General features: G+C 62.1%; 19 protein-coding genes. 11 read left to right on the top strand and 8 right to left on the bottom strand.

What is annotated here, in order from left to right:
* The first annotated feature begins 33 nt into the window (after positions 1-33).
* Positions 34-435, top strand: coding sequence for a hypothetical protein (locus tag KVG85_RS04730; protein ID WP_174823844.1), 402 nt, complete (start codon positions 34-36; stop codon positions 433-435).
* On the opposite strand, the gene ligD is transcribed toward KVG85_RS04730, so the two are convergent.
* Together ligD and KVG85_RS04720 are read right to left on the bottom strand one after the other, a co-directional pair.
* Positions 436-3069 carry a DNA ligase D gene (gene ligD, locus KVG85_RS04725; RefSeq protein ID WP_217863109.1) on the bottom strand — a complete coding sequence of 878 codons (2634 nt, stop codon included), beginning with the start codon at positions 3067-3069 and terminating at the stop codon, positions 436-438. It abuts the gene before it with no gap.
* 132 nt (positions 3070-3201) lie between these two features.
* The gene (locus tag KVG85_RS04720) at positions 3202-3939 is read right to left on the bottom strand and encodes a tellurite resistance TerB family protein (protein ID WP_217863108.1); all 738 of its coding nucleotides are present in this window, start codon (positions 3937-3939) and stop codon (positions 3202-3204) included.
* Positions 3940-4199: 260 nt separating this feature from the next.
* Here KVG85_RS04720 and pcsA point away from each other — a divergent pair, with 260 nt between their 5' ends.
* A complete protein-coding gene (gene pcsA, locus KVG85_RS04715; protein WP_130911042.1) occupies positions 4200-4922 on the top strand; it encodes a phosphatidylcholine synthase in 723 nt (240 codons plus the stop codon).
* 134 nt (positions 4923-5056) lie between these two features.
* Here the strand turns inward: pcsA and KVG85_RS04710 are convergent, their stop codons facing one another.
* From KVG85_RS04710 to KVG85_RS04695, 4 genes are all read right to left on the bottom strand, one after another.
* A complete protein-coding gene (locus KVG85_RS04710) occupies positions 5057-5869 on the bottom strand; it encodes a class I SAM-dependent methyltransferase (RefSeq protein ID WP_217863107.1) in 813 nt (270 codons plus the stop codon).
* 163 nt (positions 5870-6032) lie between these two features.
* A complete protein-coding gene (locus tag KVG85_RS04705) occupies positions 6033-7244 on the bottom strand; it encodes a cytochrome c biogenesis protein DipZ (RefSeq protein ID WP_217863106.1) in 1212 nt (403 codons plus the stop codon).
* A gap of 88 nt (positions 7245-7332) precedes the next feature.
* Positions 7333-7755 (bottom strand): hypothetical protein, encoded by a 423-nt coding sequence (locus tag KVG85_RS04700; protein WP_217863105.1) that lies wholly within the window; start codon positions 7753-7755, stop codon positions 7333-7335.
* 33 nt (positions 7756-7788) lie between these two features.
* Positions 7789-8052, bottom strand: coding sequence for a DUF2790 domain-containing protein (locus tag KVG85_RS04695; protein ID WP_016775158.1), 264 nt, complete (start codon positions 8050-8052; stop codon positions 7789-7791).
* A 297-nt stretch (positions 8053-8349) separates the two neighbouring features.
* Here KVG85_RS04695 and KVG85_RS04690 point away from each other — a divergent pair, with 297 nt between their 5' ends.
* The 4 genes from KVG85_RS04690 to KVG85_RS04675 all read left to right on the top strand — a co-directional run bounded on the left by KVG85_RS04690 (position 8350) and on the right by KVG85_RS04675 (position 12491).
* Positions 8350-9090, top strand: a complete 741-nt coding sequence (locus KVG85_RS04690; RefSeq protein ID WP_039762337.1) for a response regulator — start codon at positions 8350-8352, stop codon at positions 9088-9090.
* On the top strand, positions 9087-10397 hold the full coding sequence (locus KVG85_RS04685; protein WP_217863104.1) for an ATP-binding protein: 1311 nt from the start codon (positions 9087-9089) through the stop codon (positions 10395-10397). The genes KVG85_RS04690 and KVG85_RS04685 overlap by 4 nt, the downstream gene beginning before the upstream one ends.
* A gap of 150 nt (positions 10398-10547) precedes the next feature.
* Entirely contained in the window at positions 10548-11594 is a 1047-nt protein-coding gene (locus KVG85_RS04680) for a class I SAM-dependent methyltransferase (protein WP_217863103.1), read from the top strand.
* Positions 11595-11648: 54 nt separating this feature from the next.
* The gene (locus KVG85_RS04675) at positions 11649-12491 is read left to right on the top strand and encodes an NAD-dependent protein deacetylase (protein ID WP_217863102.1); all 843 of its coding nucleotides are present in this window, start codon (positions 11649-11651) and stop codon (positions 12489-12491) included.
* Positions 12492-12641: 150 nt separating this feature from the next.
* Here the strand turns inward: KVG85_RS04675 and KVG85_RS04670 are convergent, their stop codons facing one another.
* Complete coding sequence (locus KVG85_RS04670) at positions 12642-14258, bottom strand: L,D-transpeptidase family protein (protein ID WP_217863101.1); 1617 nt, start codon at positions 14256-14258, stop codon at positions 12642-12644.
* Between the two features lie 152 nt (positions 14259-14410).
* Here KVG85_RS04670 and KVG85_RS04665 point away from each other — a divergent pair, with 152 nt between their 5' ends.
* A complete protein-coding gene (locus tag KVG85_RS04665; protein WP_016775166.1) occupies positions 14411-15124 on the top strand; it encodes a murein L,D-transpeptidase catalytic domain family protein in 714 nt (237 codons plus the stop codon).
* Here KVG85_RS04665 and KVG85_RS04660 read toward each other — a convergent pair.
* A complete protein-coding gene (locus tag KVG85_RS04660; protein WP_130929693.1) occupies positions 15121-15741 on the bottom strand; it encodes a cell wall hydrolase in 621 nt (206 codons plus the stop codon). The genes KVG85_RS04665 and KVG85_RS04660 overlap by 4 nt on opposite strands.
* 198 nt (positions 15742-15939) lie before the next feature.
* Between KVG85_RS04660 and KVG85_RS04655 the strand changes: the two genes are divergently transcribed.
* The 4 genes from KVG85_RS04655 (at position 15940) to KVG85_RS04640 (ending at position 20762) form a co-directional block, all read left to right on the top strand.
* Positions 15940-16791 carry a CAP domain-containing protein gene (locus KVG85_RS04655; RefSeq protein ID WP_217863100.1) on the top strand — a complete coding sequence of 284 codons (852 nt, stop codon included), beginning with the start codon at positions 15940-15942 and terminating at the stop codon, positions 16789-16791.
* Between the two features lie 119 nt (positions 16792-16910).
* On the top strand, positions 16911-17909 hold the full coding sequence (gene moaA / locus KVG85_RS04650) for a GTP 3',8-cyclase MoaA (protein ID WP_217863099.1): 999 nt from the start codon (positions 16911-16913) through the stop codon (positions 17907-17909).
* Positions 17910-17934: 25 nt separating this feature from the next.
* Positions 17935-18834, top strand: a complete 900-nt coding sequence (locus KVG85_RS04645; RefSeq protein ID WP_217863098.1) for a bestrophin family protein — start codon at positions 17935-17937, stop codon at positions 18832-18834.
* A gap of 563 nt (positions 18835-19397) precedes the next feature.
* Positions 19398-20762: a glutamine synthetase family protein gene (locus KVG85_RS04640; RefSeq protein ID WP_217863097.1), complete on the top strand. Its 1365-nt coding sequence runs from the start codon at positions 19398-19400 to the stop codon at positions 20760-20762.
* The last annotated feature ends 6 nt before the right edge of the window (positions 20763-20768 follow it).

The following is a 20768-nucleotide window of genomic DNA, read 5'->3' as shown; positions in this document are numbered from 1 at the left end:
CAAACATGTCCGACGGCCTCTATGATGGAGGCCATGACGACGACCGTGCCCTTGCGCTCACCCTGCCCTCCCGGCGCCTGCATCTGCGGGCGCGATCCGTTGCTGGAAACGCCCGGCGCGGATGTGCGCATCCTGCGCTTGACTCGCGCTGAAGAAAAAATTCTTCTGGCGCGCCTGGAACAACTCAAAGACCTCGCCGACCTCAAACGCCTGCAACAGCGTATGTACGAGCAACTCGGCATTCGCGTCGACGTCGCCCCCGGTTTCAACGAAGTACGCACCATGCGCGGTATCGCCATTCAGATCGACGAGCTGCCAGGCCTGTGTCGCAAGACTCGCGCGGCAATTCCGGCGGCGATTCGCAAGGGCCTGGAAAACCACCCGCAAATCGCCTTCGAACTGCTCAACGCCCACGACTTGCTGCGCGACACCTGATCACTTTTTCATGCCGACGCGTTTGCGCATCTCGGCGGTGATGGTCTGACGGGTTTTCTTCATGTCCGCCCAAGGCTCATCACCGACTTCGGTCAGACGCTCGTGAACGTTGTAGATGTTCCAGTGATTACCGCCCTTGATTTCAGCGACTTCCTCTCGGTACAGCGGCACCGACACCGGCATGCCTTCCCGCGCGCGTGCGGCGTAGGCGCAAATGGTGGTGGCGCCGAGGCCGTTGCGCAGGTAATCGATGAAGATCCGCCCGACGCGGTTTTTCGGCCCGGACACCGCTGAAATACGATCCGGCAGCAACTTGGCCATGTGGCTGACGATGGCGTGGCTGAAGTCCTTCACTTCGTCCCAGCCATGCTTGCGCGTCAATGGCACCACCAGGTGAATGCCTTTGCCGCCGCTGGTTTTCAGGAAGGCTTTGAGGCCCAGCTCATCAAGCACGGTGAGGGTCAGCGCGGTGGCTTCAACCATGCTTTTCCATGGCAACGCCGGATCCGGGTCGAGGTCGAGGACGAAGCGATCAGGCTTGTCCAGATCCACCTTCGTCGCGTTCCAGGTGTGCAGCTCGACGGTACTCATCTGCACCGCGCCGACCAGCGCTTCGGGATTGTTGATCATCATCACTGGCTGGCCGGTGATGTCCTTGTCTAGTGCAGTAATCCCCGGGATAGCCAGGCGTTCGGCGTTCTTTTGGAAGAACAATTCGCCGGCAATGCCGTCCGGTGCACGCACCAGCGCAACGGGGCGATCCTTGAGTTGCGGCAGGATGTATTCGGCGACACTGGCGTAGTACTGCGCCAGTTGCATTTTGGTCGTGCCACTGACGGCGTCGATCACCCGATCCGGGTGGGTGATGCGTACCTTGCCGCCGGCCAGTCCAGATTGCGACGGTGCGGTTTCGGCCTTTTTGCTGGCGGCGGTTTTCTTTGCCGGCTGCTTGTCGGCGGTTTTGGTCTTATCGGTTTTTTCGTTTTTTTCGGTCTTTTCGGACTTGGCAGCTTTCACAGGCTTCGCTCGCTCCTCGGTAATGTCCTTGGCCGGTTTGTCATCGCGCAAACCATGGAACACGGCGTGGCGCACCGAGCCGTCCTTGGTCATCTCGGCGAATGCCACTTCGGCCAGCAGTTTGGGTTTGAGCCAGTGCACGCCTTTGGCCTCGAAACCGCTGGGCGGATTGACCACTGCGGCGCTTTTGGTCTGCAACGGCTTGAGTTGGGCGAGGATGCTTTTCAATGTGGTTTCGTTGAACCCGGTGCCGACCTTGCCGGCATAGCGCAACTCGCCGCTGTCACGGTCGTGCAGGCCGAGCAGCAAGGCACCGAAAGCACTGCGCGCACCTTTCGGATCGGTGTAGCCGACGATGACGAATTCCTGGCGATGCTTGCACTTGAGCTTGATCCAGTCACCGCTTCGCCGCGACACGTAAGGCGAGCCGAGGCGTTTGCCGATCAGGCCTTCCATCTGCATCTGGCAGGCGCTGTTGAGCAGCGCGTCCGGGGTTTCTTCGAAGGCTTCGGAGAAGCGCAGCGTTGAGGATTCTTTCTGCGCACCGAGGATGGTGCTCAGCGCGGCGCGGCGTTCTTCGACCGGCACGTCGCGCAGGTCGACGCCATTCAGATACGGCACGTCGAACAGGTAATAAACAATGTTGCCGCTGCGCCCGGCATCGAAGGCATTCTGCAGCGCCTGAAAATCCGGCACGCCTTGCTCGTTGGCCACGACCATTTCGCCGTCGAGCCATGCCGATTCCAGACCCAATGCCGCCAGTGCCTTGGCCTGCTGCGGGAGTTTGTGCGTCCAGTCGTGACCATTGCGGGTGAACAGCTGCACCTCATCGTGATCGATCCGCGCCATGATCCGGTAGCCGTCGAACTTGATCTCATAGCTCCATTGCCCTTCGGGTGCGCTATCGACCAGCGTCGCCAGTTCCGGCTTGATCAGTGCCGGCAACTTTGCCTTGCGCGCGCCGGTAAGCTGCCCGGACGCCTGCTTGCGCGGCTTGGCCGGGGCCTTTTTCACCGGTTTGGCCTTATCGGCAGCAGCCGCCGATTTGCCGACAATCGTGCGCTCGCTGAGCACGCTGTCGGGCTCGGCGACCAGCACGTCGAAATCATCCTGCGGTCGCGCGGCGTTGTCCTGATGCTTGATCAGGAACCATTGTTCTTTCTTGCCCGGCATGTGCGTGCGCACCAGATTCCACACGCCGCCGAGCTTCTCGCCCTGCAGCTCGAACTTCAGTCGGCCCTTGGCATAGGCCTTGTGCGGATCCTCCAGCGGAATCCACACGCCGCGATCCCAGACGATCACATCACCGGCGCCGTAATGCCCCTCGGGAATGCTGCCTTCGAACGTCGCGTAATCGAGCGGATGATCCTCGACATGAATGGCCAGACGCTTGACCGAGGGATCCAGCGACGGCCCCTTCGGCACCGCCCAACTCTTGAGAGCGCCGTCGAGTTCGAGGCGAAAGTCGTAATGCAGGTGCGAAGCGTCGTGCTTCTGGATGCAGAACTGCAACGCATGATTCTTGGCCGACTTTCGGCCCGAGCGCTTGACTGCGGCCGGCTCCGACGTCGCGGAAAAATCACGCATGCGGTTGTAATCGTCGAGGTTCCTGTTCATGAGCACACCGATGGCAGACGGGTTCTGTTATGCAGAAGAGCGACACGGCGGCGGAAAAATTCAATCGAGGTAAAAAAGCCCCGGACGGATGGAGCGGCCGGGGCTGGCAGTGTCAGGGATTTTTACAGCGGGTCAGGCTTGCCCTTTTGCCTGCTGTTCCAGATGCACCTGCAAGTCGGGATCGATATTCAAGGCTGCGGCCAGCTCATCGAGATAGCTGCGTTCGGCGTCCTGTTGGTCGTCCACCAGCATGACGCTGGCCAGGTACATTTCGGCGGCTACGGCAGGATCGCCGTCAGCGGATTGCGCCACTTCGCGGGGCTCCAGCGGTTTGGCGACTTCGGCGTTGAGCCATTGTTGCAACTGTGGGTCGACGGTGTGTTTGCCGATTTCCCTGCTGATGAGGTGTTTTTCCGCTTGATCAATGCGGCCGTCAGCCTTGGCGGCGGCGATCAGGGCGCGCAGCACCGCGTGGCTATGGGTTTCGATTTGCGGGCCGGCGAGCAGGTCGGCGGTTTGCGGCAGTTGTTGTGGCGCCTTGCTGGCCTGGCTGCGTTGCCAGGCCTGGTACGCCTGGTACGCCATCATGCCCAGCGACGCGAGTGCGGCGTAATTGGTCCCGCCGGTACGGCTTCGGCTGCCGCCACCGAGGGCGCTTCCCAAGCCGCCACCGCCGAGCAGGCCACCGAGCAAACCACCCAGGCCGCCCAGGCCACCCGAAGCAGCCGCGCCGTCCGCTCCAGTCTGACTGCCGCCGCCCAACAGGCCACCGAGCAATCCGCCCACACCGTCACCGGCCGAAGCCCCGCGTTGTCGTCCTGCCGAGGCCTGGCCTCGCAGCAGTTGTTCAAGCAAATCGCTGGTGTTCATGACGTTATCCTCCGAGGCCCCGGCCTGATTGCGTCAGGCAACGATAGACCGACTCAGCCATAGCGCCAGCACCGTTGGGCTGACGCCGGCTCACCGATGAAATCGCATCCGAGAAATTTTCCGCGAGCCAGCTAAGATTCATGGGTGGTGAACCTTATCCCGGCCAAACCGGTCGATAGCTGCAACCCGACCCGGTTTGCCGACGCCCTTTCTGACGATGGGCGATACCCGGCTTGCTTCACTTTCTGGAGAACGCCCCCGTGATATCCACCGTACACATCGCCAGGCTCAAAGCATGGGGCGCCCATGGTTTTACCGCGACTGGCGTGGTCACCGCCTTCCTCGCCACCCTCGCGCTGCTGGAAAACCAGCCGATCCATTGCCTGATGTGGCTGGGCGTGGCGCTGATCGTCGATGGCCTCGATGGCGCACTGGCGCGCAAGGTCAATGTGCAATCGGTGCTGCCGAGTTTCGACGGTTCGATCCTTGATCTGGTCATCGATTACCTGACGTATGTATTCATCCCGGCACTGTTTATCTACCGCTACATTCCCTTGCCTGATTACACCCTGCTGCTGACGGTGTCGGTGATTCTGGTGTCGTCGCTGTTCTGCTTCTGCAACGTCAACATGAAGAGCAAGGACAACTATTTTGTCGGCTTCCCGGCGGCCTGGAACGTGGTTGCGTTGTGTTTGTACATCATTGGTCCGGGGCCGTGGATTACCTTTCTCACCGTGATCGCGCTGGCCTTGCTGACGGTGACGCGGATGAAATTCCTGCACCCGTTTCGCGTGCGGCGTTTCATGCCGATCAATATCGCGGTGACGGCGATCTGGCTGTTGTGCAGCCTGTCGCTGGTACTCAATCACCCGGTGATCAACCCGCTGGTGATGGGTTTGTGGTTGCTGATGTCGGCTTATTTCCTGGGGATCTGCATCTGGCGCACGGCGCTGGAGTGGTTTGATCGCGGCCATTTGAAATAAACACATCCCCCCGTGGGAGCGAGCCTGCTCGCGAATGCGGTGGTTCCATCAACATAAAGGTTGGCTGGCACACCGCTTTCGCGAGCAGGCTCGCTCCCACAGTGATCTTCATCGATCAGGAAATCCGATCTGGACTAGCGCTTGGTAATCACCACCTCCAGATACTCACTCGGCACCACCAGCGACGCCTCCCCGGCGCGATTCGATCGGTTGAGCAACTCCGTCAGATCATCCTCCAGCGCCTGTCCGGCCTCCGCCGACAACACCGCAAAAGCCTTGTGCACCGGCCCGTACCAGTGGCGAAAGATGTCAATGAAATGCGCCGCCGAGCGGTAGCGGAAATTGAAGTGGCTGCGCGTCACGCGTACGACAAAATCGCGGTCATCGAAATGCTTGTGCAGCCACGCATCCGAGCCCCAGTTCGACGGTGGCTGAGCCACTGCTGGCGGTGGCAGATGCTGGCCGAGAATCTTGAACATCTGCCCGACGAAGCCCTCCGGCGTCCAGTTCGCCATACCGATCCGCCCACCCCGCCGACAGACCCGCCCCAGCTCATTAGCGGCGCTGACCTGGTCAGGCGCGAACATCACGCCGAACGTCGACAACACGGCGTCGTAGCTTTCATCGGGAAAAGGCAAAGCCTCGGCATCGGCCACCTGAAAAATCACCTCCAGATGTTCGGCCCGGGCGCGATCCTGACCACGCTCCAGCAGTGCCGCGACGTAATCGGTGGAGGTCACCACACAACCGCGCCGCGCCGCTGCCAGGGTTGCGTTGCCGTTACCGGCAGCGACATCCAACACCTGTTCATCACAGCGCAGATCGCAGGCCTCGGCGAGGTTTTCCCCAACGATTTGCAAGGTGGTGCCGATCACGGCGTAGTCGCCACTGGCCCAAGCGACTTTCTGACGTTCCTTCAGGGCAGTGAGATCAATCAGGGTACTCATGACAGCGAGCTCCGTGGCAGAGAGAAAGCACAGGCTGCGACGCGGACCGTGCTTGCTCACTATCGCGCCGAGGCTGCCCGGCGTCCCTGTCAATCGTCCGGCAACCCCGTAAACCGGGCACTTTGCCGATGAGTGGTGAATATCTGTCAAGCGCATGAAACACTCAGGCAGCCGGTGCCTTGGCCTCCTCCAGCAACTGCTTGATCATCTGCTCCTGCTCGGCATAACGACCTTCACCAAAGTGGCTGTAACGCATCTGGCCCTTGGCGTCGATCAGGTAATGCGCCGGCCAGTATTGATTGTCGAAGTTGCGCCAGATCGCGTAGTCGTTGTCGATGGCGACCGGGTAGGTGATGCCGAGTTTTTTCACCTGGTCCTTGACGTTGTTGATGATGCGTTCGTAGCCATATTCGGGGGTGTGCACGCCGATCACTACCAGGCCGTCCTTCTCGTATTTCTTCGCCCAGTCTTTGACGTACGGCAGGGTGTGCTGGCAGTTGATGCAGTCGTAAGTCCAGAAGTCCATCAGCACGACTTTGCCGCGCAGGGATTCGGCACTGAGCTCTGGTGAATTGAGCCACTGCACAGCGCCCGACAGCGACGGCATCGCGCCCCGGGCCTCGTCCATCATCGAATCGGCGCGGACCTTGCTGACGAAGTAGTCGACCACTTTCGGCACGTTTTCCAGGACGTTTTTCTCGACGCTGGCCACGCCCTCGGAAGAGGTATTGGCGAGCAGGGTCTTGTCGGCGCCCGTCGAAATCACCGCAACTGTAGCAAGCACCGCAACCCCGGCACCGCGACGCAACCAGCCGCTGAACGGGATCGACGGTTTCAGTCGATTGACCAGGCCGCGACCGGCAAAAATCAACGTGCCCAGCGACAAGGCACTGCCGACGCCGTAAGCCAGCAGCAACAGGCTGGTCTGCGCGTTGGCGCCTTGCAACATCGCGCCGGTGAGAATCACCCCAAGGATCGGCCCGGCACAGGGCGCCCACAACAGGCCGGTGGCGACGCCGAGCATGATCGAGCCCATCGGTCCGGCACGTTTACGCGTGTCCTGATCGAGACGATTGCCGAGCGCGACAAACGGCCTGGTCAGCCAGTCACCGACGCGGGCCGAGATCAGCGACAGGGCGAACAGCGCCATGACCAGCAAGGCAACGTGGCGGCCGGTGTTGCTGGCCTGGATCACCCACTCGCTGCTGACCACGGCAAGGCTGGAGATCAGCGCAAAGGTCAGCGCCATGCCGGCGAGAGTCAGGAAGATCGAGGAACGGGTACGGTTGGCGCCAGCGAACAGAAACGGCACCACCGGCAGGATGCACGGACTGAGAACGGTCAGCAGACCGCCGAGAAATGCAATGAGGTACATAAGGGGTCACCTTGGAATGGGGGCTGGGCACGCAACCGGCCAGCGAGGGAAACGCCCCCTCGCTAGCTCGCTTTACTTACGCCGTGGCTCATGCAGTCTGGCCGTCGAGCAACTGCCCTTGAGGCGTACGACTGGCACCGTTTTCCGCGACCAGTTGGCCTTGCGGTGTACGGCTGGAACCATCAGCTGCAACCATCTGGCCTTGCGGCGTGCGGCTGGAACCATCTGCGGCAACCATTTGGCCCTGCGGCGTGCGGCTGGAACCATCAGCGGCAACCATCTGGCCTTGCGGTGTGCGGCTCGATCCGTCAGCGGCGAGCGTCTGCCCCTGCGGCGTGCGGCTGGAGCCGTCAGCGGCGATCAAGGCATCGCTGCCCTCCTTCGCTACCGTGGTCAGCTGGAAGCAGGTGCTGCTGGCGCAACTGCTCTGCTCCACAGCACTGCTGGCGTGGGCGGCGGCACCGGTGAAGGCGAAGGCTGCTGCGGTCAGAAAGCGCGAGACGTTGTTCATGGCAAAACTCCTTGCAGAAAAAGTAGGGATGACTCAGTTCTGGTTGTTGCAGCCGTCAGCGAATTTGCTGTAATCCAGCTCGCGGGTTTTGCCGGCGGAATCGAGGTAGGTCATGCGTGCCTCGGTGATGCCGCAGGTCACCGAGGTGTCTTCGGTCATCGACAGCACTTTCTGGATATCCAGATGGGTGCCGTAGGTGTAGGTTTGCCGGCTGACGTCAGCTTCGGCGTGGGCCGACAGGGTGCAGATGTTCAGAGCGGCGAACAGGCAGGCGGCGAATACGGATTTGTTGTTCATGGTGTAGTCCTCAAGGCTTCAGTGGGTTTGAGCCGAGGCGGTCTGTGTGTGCCTCGATGGAGCCTATTTGAGGCCTTCGAGGTATCGCGTCTGTGTCAGGAAAGGACGAGAATCACTCGTTGTGTATCCCTGCAGTGTGTAGATACAGAGCGATACAAAACCCCAAAAAAATCGTGATTTTGCGTCGGTGTGTATCCGCCGCTGCGGCAGATACACTGCAATACAAAGGCAGGCAGGCGTGCGGTCTACGGCGCTATAGACTGCACGGCATTCCCCCTTTGACAGAGGCTTGAACCGATGGAACATGTCGATCACATTCTCATCGTCGACGACGACCGCGAGATCCGTGAACTGGTAGGCAACTACCTGAAGAAGAACGGCCTGCGCACGACGGTGGTCGCCGATGGCCGGCAGATGCGCAGCTTTCTTGATGCCAACACCGTCGACCTGATCGTGCTCGACATCATGATGCCCGGCGACGATGGCCTGCAGTTGTGCCGCGAATTACGCGTGGGCAAACACAAGGCGACGCCGGTGCTGATGCTCACCGCGCGCAACGATGAGACCGACCGCATCATCGGTCTGGAAATGGGCGCCGACGATTACCTGACCAAACCTTTCGCCGCCCGCGAACTGCTGGCGCGGATCAACGCCGTATTGCGCCGCACACGCATGTTGCCGCCGAATCTGGTGGTCACCGAAGCCGGACGCCTGCTGGCGTTCGGTCGTTGGCAGCTGGACACCTCGGCCCGCCACTTGCTCGACAGCGACGGCACCATGGTTGCCCTCAGCGGTGCCGAATACCGCCTGCTGCGGGTGTTCCTCGACCATCCGCAACGGGTGCTCAGCCGCGATCAACTGCTCAACCTGACCCAGGGCCGCGAGGCCGATCTGTTCGACCGCTCGATCGATCTGCTGGTCAGTCGCCTGCGTCAACGCCTGCTGGACGATGCTCGCGAGCCGGCCTATATCAAGACCGTGCGCAGTGAAGGTTATGTGTTTTCGCTGCCGGTCGAACTGCTCGGGGCGTCGGCATGAAACTCAAGCTGCAATGGCCGCGCACCCTCGCCTCGCGCCTGTCGCTGATCTTCCTGATCGGGCTGATTCTGGCGCAGGGCCTGTCGTTCGGCGCGCAGTACTACGAGCGCTACCAGAGCGCGAAAAGCACCATGCTCGGCAACCTCGAAACCGACGTCTCGACGTCGATGGCGATCCTCGATCGCCTGCCCGCCGCCGAACGCGAGGCCTGGCTGCCGCGTCTGGCCCGGCGCAATTACGGCTACCTGCTCAACGAGGGCGAACCGGGCATGCCGGTGACCTCGGCTGAAAAGTCCGTCGCGATCGCCTCGATTACGGCGGCCATCGGCGACACTTATCCAATCGTGTTTACCGAAGTTCCCGGCGGTCCGAGACAACATTTCCAGGGCCACCTGCGCCTGAGCGACGGTAGCCCGGTGACCATCGATATCCGTCCGGCGATGGTGCCGTTGTCGCCGTGGTTGCCGGTGGTGCTGCTCGGGCAACTGGCGTTGCTGATCCTCTGCACCTGGCTCGCCGTGCGCATCGCCATCCGTCCCCTCACCCGCCTCGCCAACGCCGTGGAAACCCTCGACCCCAACGCTCACCCGATCAAGCTCGACGAGCACGGGCCGACCGAAGTGGTCCACGCGGCACGGGCGTTCAACGCCATGCAGACCCGCATCGCCGCCTACCTGAAAGAACGCATGCAACTGCTCGCGGCGATTTCCCACGACCTGCAAACGCCGATCACCCGGATGAAACTGCGCGCAGAATTCATGGACGACTCGGTCGAGAAAGACAAACTGAGCAGCGATCTGGGCGAAATCGAACATCTGGTGCGCGAAGGCGTGGCCTACGCCCGCAGCGTTCACGGCGCCACCGAAGAAAGCCGGCGTACTGATCTCGACTCGTTCCTCGACAGCCTGGTCTTCGACTATCAGGACATGGGCAAGGACGTGCAACTCGGCGGCAAAAGCAAAGCGGTGATCGAAACCCGCCCGCAGGCCCTGCGCCGGGTCCTGGTGAACCTGACCGACAACGCCCTGAAATTCGCCGGCGCCGCGCAATTGCAGGTCGAAGCGCAGGGCAACAGCCTGTCGGTGAAAGTCCTCGATCGCGGCCCGGGCATCGCCGAGGCCGAACTGGCGCAGGTGCTGGAACCGTTCTACCGCGTGGAAAACTCGCGCAATCGCGACACCGGCGGCACCGGGCTCGGGCTGGCGATCGCCCAGCAATTGGCGTTGGCGCTGGGTGGCTCGCTGCTGTTGAGCAATCGTGAAGGTGGCGGGTTGTGCGCTGAACTGAAGTTGCCGCTGCCACGCTGAGAAAAACACCGACTAGACTCATTCATTACCCAGTCGAGGGGGCCGCAGGACGTCTGCTGTGCCCTGCCCCAATCCGTGACCACCGCCCGGTGGCGCCTGCCTCGACATTCAACGCCGCCGGACGGTGATCCTGTTTCAGGAGCACACGTGATGAATGAGGCGAAGCTCAACGAATTCATGGGCAAACTGGTCAACGACATGGGCGGCGCGGCGATGCTGGCCAATGTCATCGTCGGCGAAGAACTCGGTCTGTACCGGGCAATGGCCGACAGCCAACCGATCAGCCCCGAAGCCCTCGCAGCCAAAACCACCTGCAATCCGCGCCTGGTACGCGAATGGCTCAGCGCCCATGCCGCATCGGGCTATATGGAACACCTTGACGGTCAATTTCGCTTGCCTGAAGAACAGGCACTGGCGCTGGCCGTGGAGGATTCGCCGGTGTATGTCGCTGGCGGTCTCGGCGTGGTGGCGTCGTTTTTCCATGACAAGGACAAACTGGTCAAGGCCATGCGCGGCAATGGCGCGCTGTCGTGGGGCGATCACCATCCGTGCATGTTCAGCGGCACCGAACGTTTCTTCCGCCCCGGCTACAAAGGTCACCTGATTGCCGAATGGCTACCGGCCCTGGACGGCGTGGTGGCGAAGCTGGAACGCGGTGCCAAGGTTGCCGACATCGGCTGCGGCCACGGCGCCTCGACGGTGATCATGGCTCAGGCGTTTCCGAAATCGCAGTTTGTCGGCTTCGACTTCCATGCGCCCTCCGTCACCGTTGCCACGCAACGGGCCGAAGAAGGTGGCGTGGGCAACCGCGCCAGATTCTTCGAGGGCACGGCGAAAAACTATCCCGGCGGCGACTACGACCTGATCTGCTTTTTCGATTGCCTGCACGACATGGGCGACCCGGTCGGCGCCGCTCGCCACGCTTATGAGTCGCTGAAAGACGACGGCACGGTGTTGCTGGTCGAACCGTTCGCCAATGACAAGCTGGATGACAATCTCAACGCGGTCGGGCGCCTGTTCTACGCCGCCTCGACGTTTATCTGCACACCCAATTCGCTGTCACAGGAAGTCGGTCTCGGGCTCGGTGCGCAGGCAGGCGAATTGCGCCTGCGCAAAGTCTTTGTCGAGGCCGGATTCAAGCAGTTCCGCCGCGCCACGCAGACACCGTTCAACCTGATTCTGGAGGCGCGCAAGTAACCCGTGCGGATCGCGTGCTAACCTGCGGACACTGCCCATTCTGGAGTGCTGAGCATGCTCGATAGCCCGATCCGCGAACATCTCGATACGCTGTTGCAGGCCATGGCCGACGATAAATTCCTGATATTGACCGGCGCCGGCATCAGCACGCCATCGGGCATTCCGGACTATCGCGACAGCGACGGCGTACGTCGCGGGCGGCAGCCGATGATGTATCAGGAGTTTCTCGCCGCCCCGGAATCACGCCGGCGCTACTGGGCGCGAGCGATGCTCGGCTGGCCGCGCGTGCGAAAGGCCAGACCGAATGCGGCGCATGAGGCGCTGGCGACGTTGCAGCAGCGTGGCCGGATCAGCGCTTTGATCACGCAGAACGTCGATACCTTGCACGATCAGGCCGGCAGCCACGATGTGATCGAACTGCACGGCAGCCTGCATCGAGTACTGTGCCTGGATTGCGGGCAGCGCAGCGAGCGCGATGCGATCCAGCAGCTGATGGAGACACAGAATCCCTACCTGAGTGGTGTTGATGCGGTGCAGGCGCCGGATGGCGATACCTTGCTCGACCCGGCATTTGAAGCGCGCTTTCAGGTACCGCAGTGCCCGCATTGCGCGGGTGAGCGGATGAAACCGGATGTGGTGTTCTTCGGCGAGAACGTGGCGCAACCGACAGCCGCACGGGCGCTGGCCGCCGCCGAGAATGCGGCGGGGTTGCTGGTGGTGGGATCGTCGTTGATGGCGTATTCGGCGTTTCGCTTGTGTCGGGTGATTGCCGAGCGTGGCAAGCCGTTGATGGCGATCAATCTGGGCAAGACCCGGGCGGATGATCTGCTCGATTTGAAGATTGAAGGCTCGTGTGAGGAGCTTTTGCCGTGGTTGGTGGAGGGGCTGAGGCGGTGAGATTTTGAGTAATGGGTTCGGCTTGAAATCGGCCCCTCACCCTAGCCCTCTCCCGAAGGAGAGGGGACTGACCGAGGTGTTTGTACGGGATTCGTCGACCTGAAATCACTCATCGAACACAGATCTTTGACTGCCGTGCTGGTGCCGGACTCAATGCGCCCGATCCAGGCCCGCCAGCAATGCGCTGTCGTGGCTGTAGATGTCCGGCGCATAACGCACCTGGCCGCTGCTGTCGACTTGCGCCGTCCAGTAGGTCATCAGGATCGGCACCGGCGCCGACAGGCGAAATTCATGGGTGGTGCCGGTTGCCAGCAAAGTCTCGGTCCGAGCTTTTTCCGCCGGAGACAGCAGCAGATCGCGCAGTTGCAGGGGGTGCTCGACGCGCACACAACCGGAGCTGAACGCCCGTGGGCCTTTTTCAAACAGCGCCTTGCTCGGCGTGTCGTGCAGGTACACCGAGAACGGGTTGGGGAAACGGATGACCATTTGCCCCAGCGGATTGCGCGGGCCGGCGTCCTGACGCAGGAGGATGTTGCCGGGGTTGTCCCAGTCGATGTCCGCTGCCGCCAGAGGCTGACCGTTGGCATCGAGCACTTGCAGGTTCTGACGGCTGAGGAAGGTCTGATCCTTGCGGATTTCCGGCAGCTTGTCTTCCTTCCAGATGGTCGGCGGTACGGTCCAGGTCGGATTCAGCGTCAGGCGGGTGACGCGGGATTTGAGCAGTGGAGTCTGGCGCTCGGCGCGGCCGACCTGGGTGCGGGTCTGCCACACCGGTTGACCGCCCTGATACAGCGTCAGCTCAGCGGCGGCCACGTTGACCACCAGGCCACTGGGCTCCATGTCCTGGGCCATCCAGCGGAAGCGTTCGAGATTGACCCGCAATTGATCGCGACGGGTCAGCGGGCTGATGTTCAGCTCGGCAATGGTGCCCGGCCCGACCACGCCGTCAGCCTGCAACGAATGGCTGGCCTGAAAGTGCTTCACTGCCTCCACCAGCACGTCATCGTAGGCGTTGTCCGGCGTCACCAGTGCGTGTGGCAGATAGCCTTCGCTGTACAAGCGTCGGGCCAGTTCCGGCACGCGCGAGTCTTCCATCGCCGGACGCAGCAACGGGCCGTTGCCCACCGGCTGCCATTGCGGCAAGGCTTGCAAGCGTTGCGCGGCATACAACTGACGCAGGCTTTGATATTGCGGCAGATGCGGGCGCGCCAGGTTGAACGCCGCAGCAATATCGTTCATGCCCGGCACGGCAATGCTGAGCAGTTGCGCCTGACGGTCGTTCGGCGGGCCGTCGACACGCCACAGCGGTTCGAAATGCGATTGCAACAGACGGCCGTAATGCAGATCCTGCAAGGCCTGCAGGTAGTTGCGGCTGATGTCGATGTCGGCGCACAGCTCGCCATCCTGCGGCGGTGTCGTCGCGACCGCATAGCGATTCGGATTCAACCCATCATCGGCCAACAGCTGCAATTGCGCGCGCAATGCCGGCAAGCGTGCCGACTCACTCGCCCACACCGGCATCCAGTCCTGCTGTTCATAAAACGCCTGCAATTGGCTCAACGCCGGGCCATTGAGACGCGGAGCGATGGCCGGGCACGACTGCGCCAGGCTGATCAAAACCGCCTGCAACGGGCTGCGCGGCTCGACCGGCAATTGCGTTTCCGGCGTCGGCAGGGTTTCGAGCGGGGGCAGCGGCTCATCGGCGCAAGCGACAAACGGCGCAGCGAGCAAACAAATGCTCAAGTAGCATGCGTACTTTTTGAACAACTGCTTTACTCCAATCCATGGCCGTCCAGATGACGGTCAACCTTACATCAGGTGCGCTGAACAGTCAGGCTCGAACCGCGAGCCTGCGGGTATTGACTGGGAGTCAGGAGCCAAAGTGCCGTTTATGTAGCAAGTTGAGGACACTTTATAAAATGTTGACGTTTTTGCGCCGACTTCTGTTGAGCACCGCGACCCTTGTCGCCGTGACCAGCCCAGTATTTGCCGCCGGCAAGCCATCGCCGGTTCTCTACAACAGCCTCGCCCACGCCGCGCCGGAACTCAATCCCCAAGCGCTCAAAGGTGCATTGAACGCCATGCAATGCGCGGTCAACAACGGCGCGAAACCCTCGCGGCATCTGGCGATCATCGATTATTCGCAACCGTCCACCGAACGCCGCCTGTGGATCTTCGATCTGAGCAAAAAGAAACTGGTGCTGCGTGATCTGGTTGCCCACGGTTCAAACTCCGGGGAAAACTTCGCCACGCAGTTTTCCAATCGCGAAGGCAGTTATCAGTCCAGCCTCGGTCTGTTCCGCACTCAGGAAAGCTACGAAGGTACTCACGGCTATTCGCTGCGCATGGATGGTCTGGAACCCGGTTTCAATGATCTGGCCCGTGATCGCGCGATCGTGATTCATGCCGCCAGTTACGTGAACCCGCTGTGGAGCAAGCGTCAGGGGCGTATCGGCCGCAGTCAGGGTTGCCCCGCCGTGCGGCCGCAGATCGCCAAACAGGTGATCGATCGCCTGAAGAACGGCCAGTTCATGTTTTCCTGGTACCCGGATCAACGCTGGTTGCAGAAGTCACCTTACCTGAACTGCCAGCCGCAGCAGGTGGCGAGCATTCTCAACACCCACGCCAGTTAACGCGCGTCGCCCCCGGCGGGTTTGTAGAAGAGGAACCTGCCGGTCTGCGCGGTGTTGCGATAGGCCTTGGCCCAGCTCGGGTGCACGCCGCGATCGTGAAAATACAGGGCGCCGCGCGTGCGGTCCTTGAGCTGACGGTTCAACGCCTTGCCGGCGATTTCCTTGGCCAGCGCGTATTCGGCGTCTTCCTTGACCTGATCGGGCCTGCCATCGCACCACCAGGAAAACTGGCAATTGCCGCTTTCCGAACCCTGCTTGACCACCGCACACACCGTGTCGGGAAAGCCATCGTGGCCGAGGCGATTCATCACCACGCTGGCGACGGCCTCCATTTCCGGGGTGTCCTTGCCCTTGGCTTCCCAATAGATACTGCGCGCCAGACAGGTCAGCGGATCGTCCAGCGGCGCGGCGCCGGCCGGGTCCACCGCCTGCGCTTCGGTCGGGGTGATGGCCTCGGATTTCGGCGCCGGAGCAGCGCTGACTTTATCCGCTGCTTTCTCTTCGAGCACCTCGGCTTTCTGTTCGGCCTTGGCCTCGATCGGCGCCTGCGCCCCGGCCCATGCTGCGCCGGTCAAAAAGATCCACAACAAACCGCCCGCCAAGCCTTTCGATCCCATGTCGGTTCTTCCGTCAGCGCCCGCCCGGGGCAAGATGTTACGTCGGTGAGACGCCCGGTTTGCGGGGTCTTCGCAGAGTGTAGCGAGCAAATGCACGGGCACACCAGCGCAGAAAAAAATCCGCCGCAAAGAAAAACACATTCACTCAACGGGGGCCTTTCGCGCATCATGGGCGCATTCAGCTCAAGGGAGATTTCCATGCGCTTCTTGCCGTCCGTTTTGCGTTGTGCCGCACTGTCGCTGGGCGTGGTGTTCGCCACCTCGGCGCTGGCCGCCGATGAATTGCAATTGATCGAATCGATCAACAGCTATCGCAGCCAGCCGCAGCGTTGCGGCACGCAGGCGTCAAACGAGTTGCCACCGCTGTCGGCCGATCCACGTCTGCGCCTGCCCGCCAGCGGCGCGGTCGATCTGCAGCAGGCCATGACCAGCGCCCACTACCCGATGGTCAACGTGCAGGCGATCACCCTCAACGGCCCGCGCGATGCGGCGGCGGCGATGCAGGCGATCAAGGAAAGCTTCTGTAAGGTGGTGCTCGATCCGCAGTTCGTCGATATCGGCGTCAACCGTGTCGACCGCGACTGGCGCATCGTTCTCGCGCGGCCGTTGCTGACGGCGAAACTCGGCGATGCACAAAGCGAAGGGCAAAAGCTGCTGACGCAACTCAATACCGCGCGCAGCCAGGCGCGCCAGTGCGGCGGCCAGTCCTTCGCGGCGGCAGCACCGCTGGCCTGGAACGCCACGCTGGGCACGGTCGCTCAGGATCACAGCCGCGACATGGCCAACAACAATTACCTCGACCACAAGGACCGCGACGGCCGCACGCCGGGCGACCGCGCCGAGCTATCCGGTTACAGTGGGCAACTGGTCGGCGAGAACATCGCCGCCGGGCAAGACACCGTCGGCAAGGTCGTCGACGGCTGGCTCGCCAGCCCCGGCCATTGCGCCAATCTGATGAATCCGCAATATCAGGAACTGGGCGCCGCCTACGCGACCGACCCGAAAAGCAACGCCGGCATTTACTGGACGGCAATGTTTGGCGCACCGTAAGGCATCATCGACGCCGTCAATCACTCGGTCAGCCAGAGTGATTGGACGGCGTGGCGAGCGCAGCCTACCCTGCGCGATCTGCGCCCGCTGGCGGCGCTCCACATCCACGAGGCGAGCCCATGACACAGCGTGAATTGATCGATGGTCACAACCGCCACGTGGATTATCTGCGCCTGTCGGTCACCGACCGCTGCGATTTTCGCTGCGTGTATTGCATGGCCGAGGACATGCAGTTCCTGCCGCGCCAGCAGATCCTCACCCTCGAAGAGCTGTTCCAGGTAGCGCAAAGCTTCGTTGCCCTCGGCACGCGCAAGATCCGCCTCACGGGTGGCGAGCCGCTGATCCGGCCTGGTGTCGTGCAACTTTGCGAACAGATCGCCGCCCTGCCCGGCCTGCGTGAACTGTGCCTGACCACCAACGGCTCACAATTGGGCCGACTGGCCCAGCCGCTGTTCGACGCCGGGGTCAAGCGCCTGAACATCAGCCTCGACAGTCTCGATCCGCAGCGCTTCAAAGAGCTGACCCGCACTGGCGATCTGGCGCAGGTCATCGACGGCATCGATGCCGCGCGTGCCGCCGGTTTCACCCGTACCAAGCTCAATTGCGTGGTGATGCAGGGCCGCAACGATCACGAGATCAACGATCTGGTCAGTTTCGCCATCGAGCGTGATCTGGATATTTCCTTCATCGAAGAAATGCCGCTGGGCGCGATCGCCGAACACAGCCGCGCCGAATCCTTCTACTCCAGCGCGCAAGTGCGCGAACGCATCGCCGAACGCTTTACCCTGATCGACTCGACCGAATCGACGCAAGGGCCGTCGCGCTACTGGCGCGTGGCCGAAGCGCCGAACATTCGCCTGGGCTTCATTTCACCGCACAGCCACAACTTCTGCGGCACCTGCAACCGCGTGCGCCTGACCGTCGAAGGTCGCTTGCTGCTGTGCCTGGGCAACGAGCATTCGATGGACCTCAAAGCGGTGTTGCGCGCCCATCCGGGCCACCCGGAACGTCTGGAGAACGCGATCATCGAGGCGATGAAACTCAAGCCGTATCGACACAACTTCGAAGTCAACGACGACGTGCAAGTGGTGCGTTTCATGAACATGACCGGCGGCTGATTCGCCGCGCAACCGGGACCGCGAGATGATCGTCAGACCGAGACCCAATCAGTTCGCCGTGCTGTTCACCCTCCGAGGCTCGATCGCCAAACGCATCGCCGTGCGCACCTTGATGCTGACACTGCTCGCGGCGGCGATTGTGCTGATCGAACTTCTGGTGCCGAGCTACTTCGCCCAGATCAATTCGACGCCGTTCACCCTGCTCGGTCTGTCGCTGTCGATCTTCCTGAGCTTTCGCAACAACGCCTGTTATGACCGTTGGTACGAGGGCCGCAAGGCCTGGGGCGAGGTGCTGCTGCGGGTGCGCGCGGTGATGCGCGAAACCCAAGGCATCGATGACACGCGCCTGCGTAGGCAACTGTTGCGCAACCTGTGCGGTTTCGCCCACGCGCTGAACGCGCGGTTGCGTGGAGATAGCGAGGAGCAGGCCAGTGCCGACTGGGTCAGCCCGCCGATCGATGGGGAGGCGCCGGATCACTGCGGACAGATCCTTCATCAGCTCGGGCGCCAGTGTTCCGAGCTGGAAACGGCCGGTGTGCTGTCGCCATGGCGTTATCAATTGCTGGCCAATCACCTGACCTGCCTGAGCCAGGCCCAGGCCGTGTGCGACAGGATCAAGAACACGCCACTGCCCTTCCCTTACACCCTGCTGCTGCACCGCACCATCTACCTGTTCTGCCTGTTGCTGCCGTTCGCCATGGCGCAATCGCTGGGATGGTTGACGCCGCTGTTCACGGCGATTGTCAGCTACACCTTTTTCGGCTTCGACGCGATTGCCGATGAACTCGAAGACCCGTTCGGGCGCGATGAAAACGATCTGCCGACCGATGCGCTGGTGCGCACCCTGGAGCGCGATGTGCTGTACGAACTGGGCGTCTCGCCGTTGCCGCCCGCACCGGAACCGGACGATTACGTGCTGCGCTGAATGGCGAAGCGGCGGGCTCGGCGTGTTGACTCTGGATCGAGGTGCGGCCATTCGCGAGCAGGCTCGCTCCCACAGTTGAAATGCATTCTCCTGTGGGAGCGAGCCTGCTCGCGAAAAAGGCAACTCGGTCAAGCAGCCCAAACGCCGGAAAGCGCCACCGACGAATCTTCCATTTACACGCGCGCAAATTCCCCCTTACTATCCGGGCACACCGGTTGCCGGGCCCGCCCTGCCGCCGACGCTTTCCGCCAACGGAAACACGCGTTATGAGTACGTCACCACAACAATCTCAAAGGTTGCACGTCTCTGCTGTACGCGCCCCCTGCAACCGGGGCCGCGTATGAACCGCATCGTCAATCTGCCCATGGCCCTGCGCCGCTCCAAGCTGCGTCACTCCGCACGCCCGCCGGATATCGCCGTTCCTGCCTGATCGCGTGAGCTGAAACCGCGACAGTCAATTTCCCGATTTTCCTGATATCCCTGCCGGGACACCTACGCCTTTTTGTCGCGTCGTGTCCGGCCGAATCTGCGCGCCTGTGCGGCGCCACCGTGAGTGATTTGCCATGAAATTCGCAGCCATCGAAGACGCACGCCTGTTCCTCGAACAGAACCCCGATATCGACATGATCGAACTGTTCATCCTCGACGCCAACGGCGTGCCGCGCGGCAAGCTGTTGCACCGAGAAGAACTGCTCGCCGTGTATGAAAGCGGCCGACCGCTGCCGAGCACCATCCTTGGCCTCACCGTACAAGGCGAGGACGTGGAAAACTCCGGTCTGGTCTGGGACGTCGGCGACATCGACTGCCGCGCCTATCCGCTGCAAGGCAGTCTGATGCGCCTGCCGTGGCGGCAGATTCCGACCGCTGCGGTGCAGGTGAGCATGCACCCGAGCGAGGGCCTGCCGGCGAGCGTCGCTGATCCTCGGCACCTGCTGATCAAAGTCATCGACGGGCTCAAGGCCGAGGGTTATCACCCGATCATGGCGTGCGAGCTGGAGTTCTATCTGCTCGACGCCAAACGCGATCACAACGGCCGCCCGCAACCAGCGCTGGACGCTGACGGCGGACGACCGCGACACACGCAAGTCTACGGTTTGCGCGAGCTGGAGCAGATCGAGCCGTTCCTCGCCGACCTCTACAGCGCCTGCAAACTGCACGGTATTCCGGCGCGCACGGCGATTTCCGAATACGCCCCGGGGCAAGTGGAAATCACCCTCGAACACGGCGATGCGCTGGAGGCGATGGATCAGGCGGTGCGCTACAAACGTCTGGTCAAAGGCGTGGCGCACAAGCACGGCATGCAGGCGACGTTCATGGCCAAGCCGTTCGATGATCTGGCCGGCACCGGCATGCACATGCACGTCAGTCTCGCCGATGCCGAGGGGCGTAATCTGTTCGCCTCTGAAGACCCGGCCGGCACACCGCTGTTGCGCACGGCGATCGGCGGCATGCTCGCCTCGCTGCTCGATTCGCTGCTGCTGTTCTGCCCCAACGCCAACTCTTACCGGCGTTTCCAGGCCAACAGCTACGCGCCACTGGCGCCGACCTGGGGTGTCGATAACCGCACCGTCAGCCTGCGCGTACCCGGCGGCCCGGCGCCGACACGACACATCGAACACCGCATCTGCGGCGCCGATGCCAACCCGTATCTGGCAGCGGCAGCGATCCTCGCCGGCATTCACCGTGGCATCCGTGAAGAGCTGGATCCGGGGGCACCGGTCGAGGGCAATGGTTATGCCCAGGCGAAAGAACTGCTGCCGACCGATTGGCTGACGTCGTTGCAGGCGCTGGAAAGTTCCACGTGGGCACGGGAGGCGTTGGGCCAGGAATTCCTTGGGGTGTATCTGGCGGTGAAGCGTGCCGAATATCGGCAGTTCATGGCTGAAGTGGGTGAGCAGGATTGGCGGTGGTACCTGACCGAGGCTTAACGATCC

This window comes from Pseudomonas triticicola (assembly GCF_019145375.1).
GTDB lineage: Bacteria > Pseudomonadota > Gammaproteobacteria > Pseudomonadales > Pseudomonadaceae > Aquipseudomonas > Aquipseudomonas triticicola.
This window is presented reverse-complemented; position numbering and strand designations above follow the sequence as displayed.

What these genes read in the sequence shown, in the direction of transcription:
- KVG85_RS04730 (WP_174823844.1), top strand. Translation starts at nt 34, where the DNA reads ATGACGACGACCGTGCCCTTGCGCTCACCCTGCCCTCCCGGCGCCTGC.
- ligD (WP_217863109.1), bottom strand. Translation starts at nt 3,069, where the DNA reads ATGAACAGGAACCTCGACGATTACAACCGCATGCGTGATTTTTCCGCG.
- KVG85_RS04720 (WP_217863108.1), bottom strand. Translation starts at nt 3,939, where the DNA reads ATGAACACCAGCGATTTGCTTGAACAACTGCTGCGAGGCCAGGCCTCG.
- KVG85_RS04710 (WP_217863107.1), bottom strand. Translation starts at nt 5,869, where the DNA reads ATGAGTACCCTGATTGATCTCACTGCCCTGAAGGAACGTCAGAAAGTC.
- KVG85_RS04705 (WP_217863106.1), bottom strand. Translation starts at nt 7,244, where the DNA reads ATGTACCTCATTGCATTTCTCGGCGGTCTGCTGACCGTTCTCAGTCCG.
- KVG85_RS04700 (WP_217863105.1), bottom strand. Translation starts at nt 7,755, where the DNA reads ATGAACAACGTCTCGCGCTTTCTGACCGCAGCAGCCTTCGCCTTCACC.
- KVG85_RS04695 (WP_016775158.1), bottom strand. Translation starts at nt 8,052, where the DNA reads ATGAACAACAAATCCGTATTCGCCGCCTGCCTGTTCGCCGCTCTGAAC.
- KVG85_RS04690 (WP_039762337.1), top strand. Translation starts at nt 8,350, where the DNA reads ATGGAACATGTCGATCACATTCTCATCGTCGACGACGACCGCGAGATC.
- KVG85_RS04685 (WP_217863104.1), top strand. Translation starts at nt 9,087, where the DNA reads ATGAAACTCAAGCTGCAATGGCCGCGCACCCTCGCCTCGCGCCTGTCG.
- KVG85_RS04680 (WP_217863103.1), top strand. Translation starts at nt 10,548, where the DNA reads ATGAATGAGGCGAAGCTCAACGAATTCATGGGCAAACTGGTCAACGAC.
- KVG85_RS04675 (WP_217863102.1), top strand. Translation starts at nt 11,649, where the DNA reads ATGCTCGATAGCCCGATCCGCGAACATCTCGATACGCTGTTGCAGGCC.
- KVG85_RS04665 (WP_016775166.1), top strand. Translation starts at nt 14,411, where the DNA reads ATGTTGACGTTTTTGCGCCGACTTCTGTTGAGCACCGCGACCCTTGTC.
- KVG85_RS04660 (WP_130929693.1), bottom strand. Translation starts at nt 15,741, where the DNA reads ATGGGATCGAAAGGCTTGGCGGGCGGTTTGTTGTGGATCTTTTTGACC.
- KVG85_RS04655 (WP_217863100.1), top strand. Translation starts at nt 15,940, where the DNA reads ATGCGCTTCTTGCCGTCCGTTTTGCGTTGTGCCGCACTGTCGCTGGGC.
- moaA (WP_217863099.1), top strand. Translation starts at nt 16,911, where the DNA reads ATGACACAGCGTGAATTGATCGATGGTCACAACCGCCACGTGGATTAT.
- KVG85_RS04645 (WP_217863098.1), top strand. Translation starts at nt 17,935, where the DNA reads ATGATCGTCAGACCGAGACCCAATCAGTTCGCCGTGCTGTTCACCCTC.
- KVG85_RS04640 (WP_217863097.1), top strand. Translation starts at nt 19,398, where the DNA reads ATGAAATTCGCAGCCATCGAAGACGCACGCCTGTTCCTCGAACAGAAC.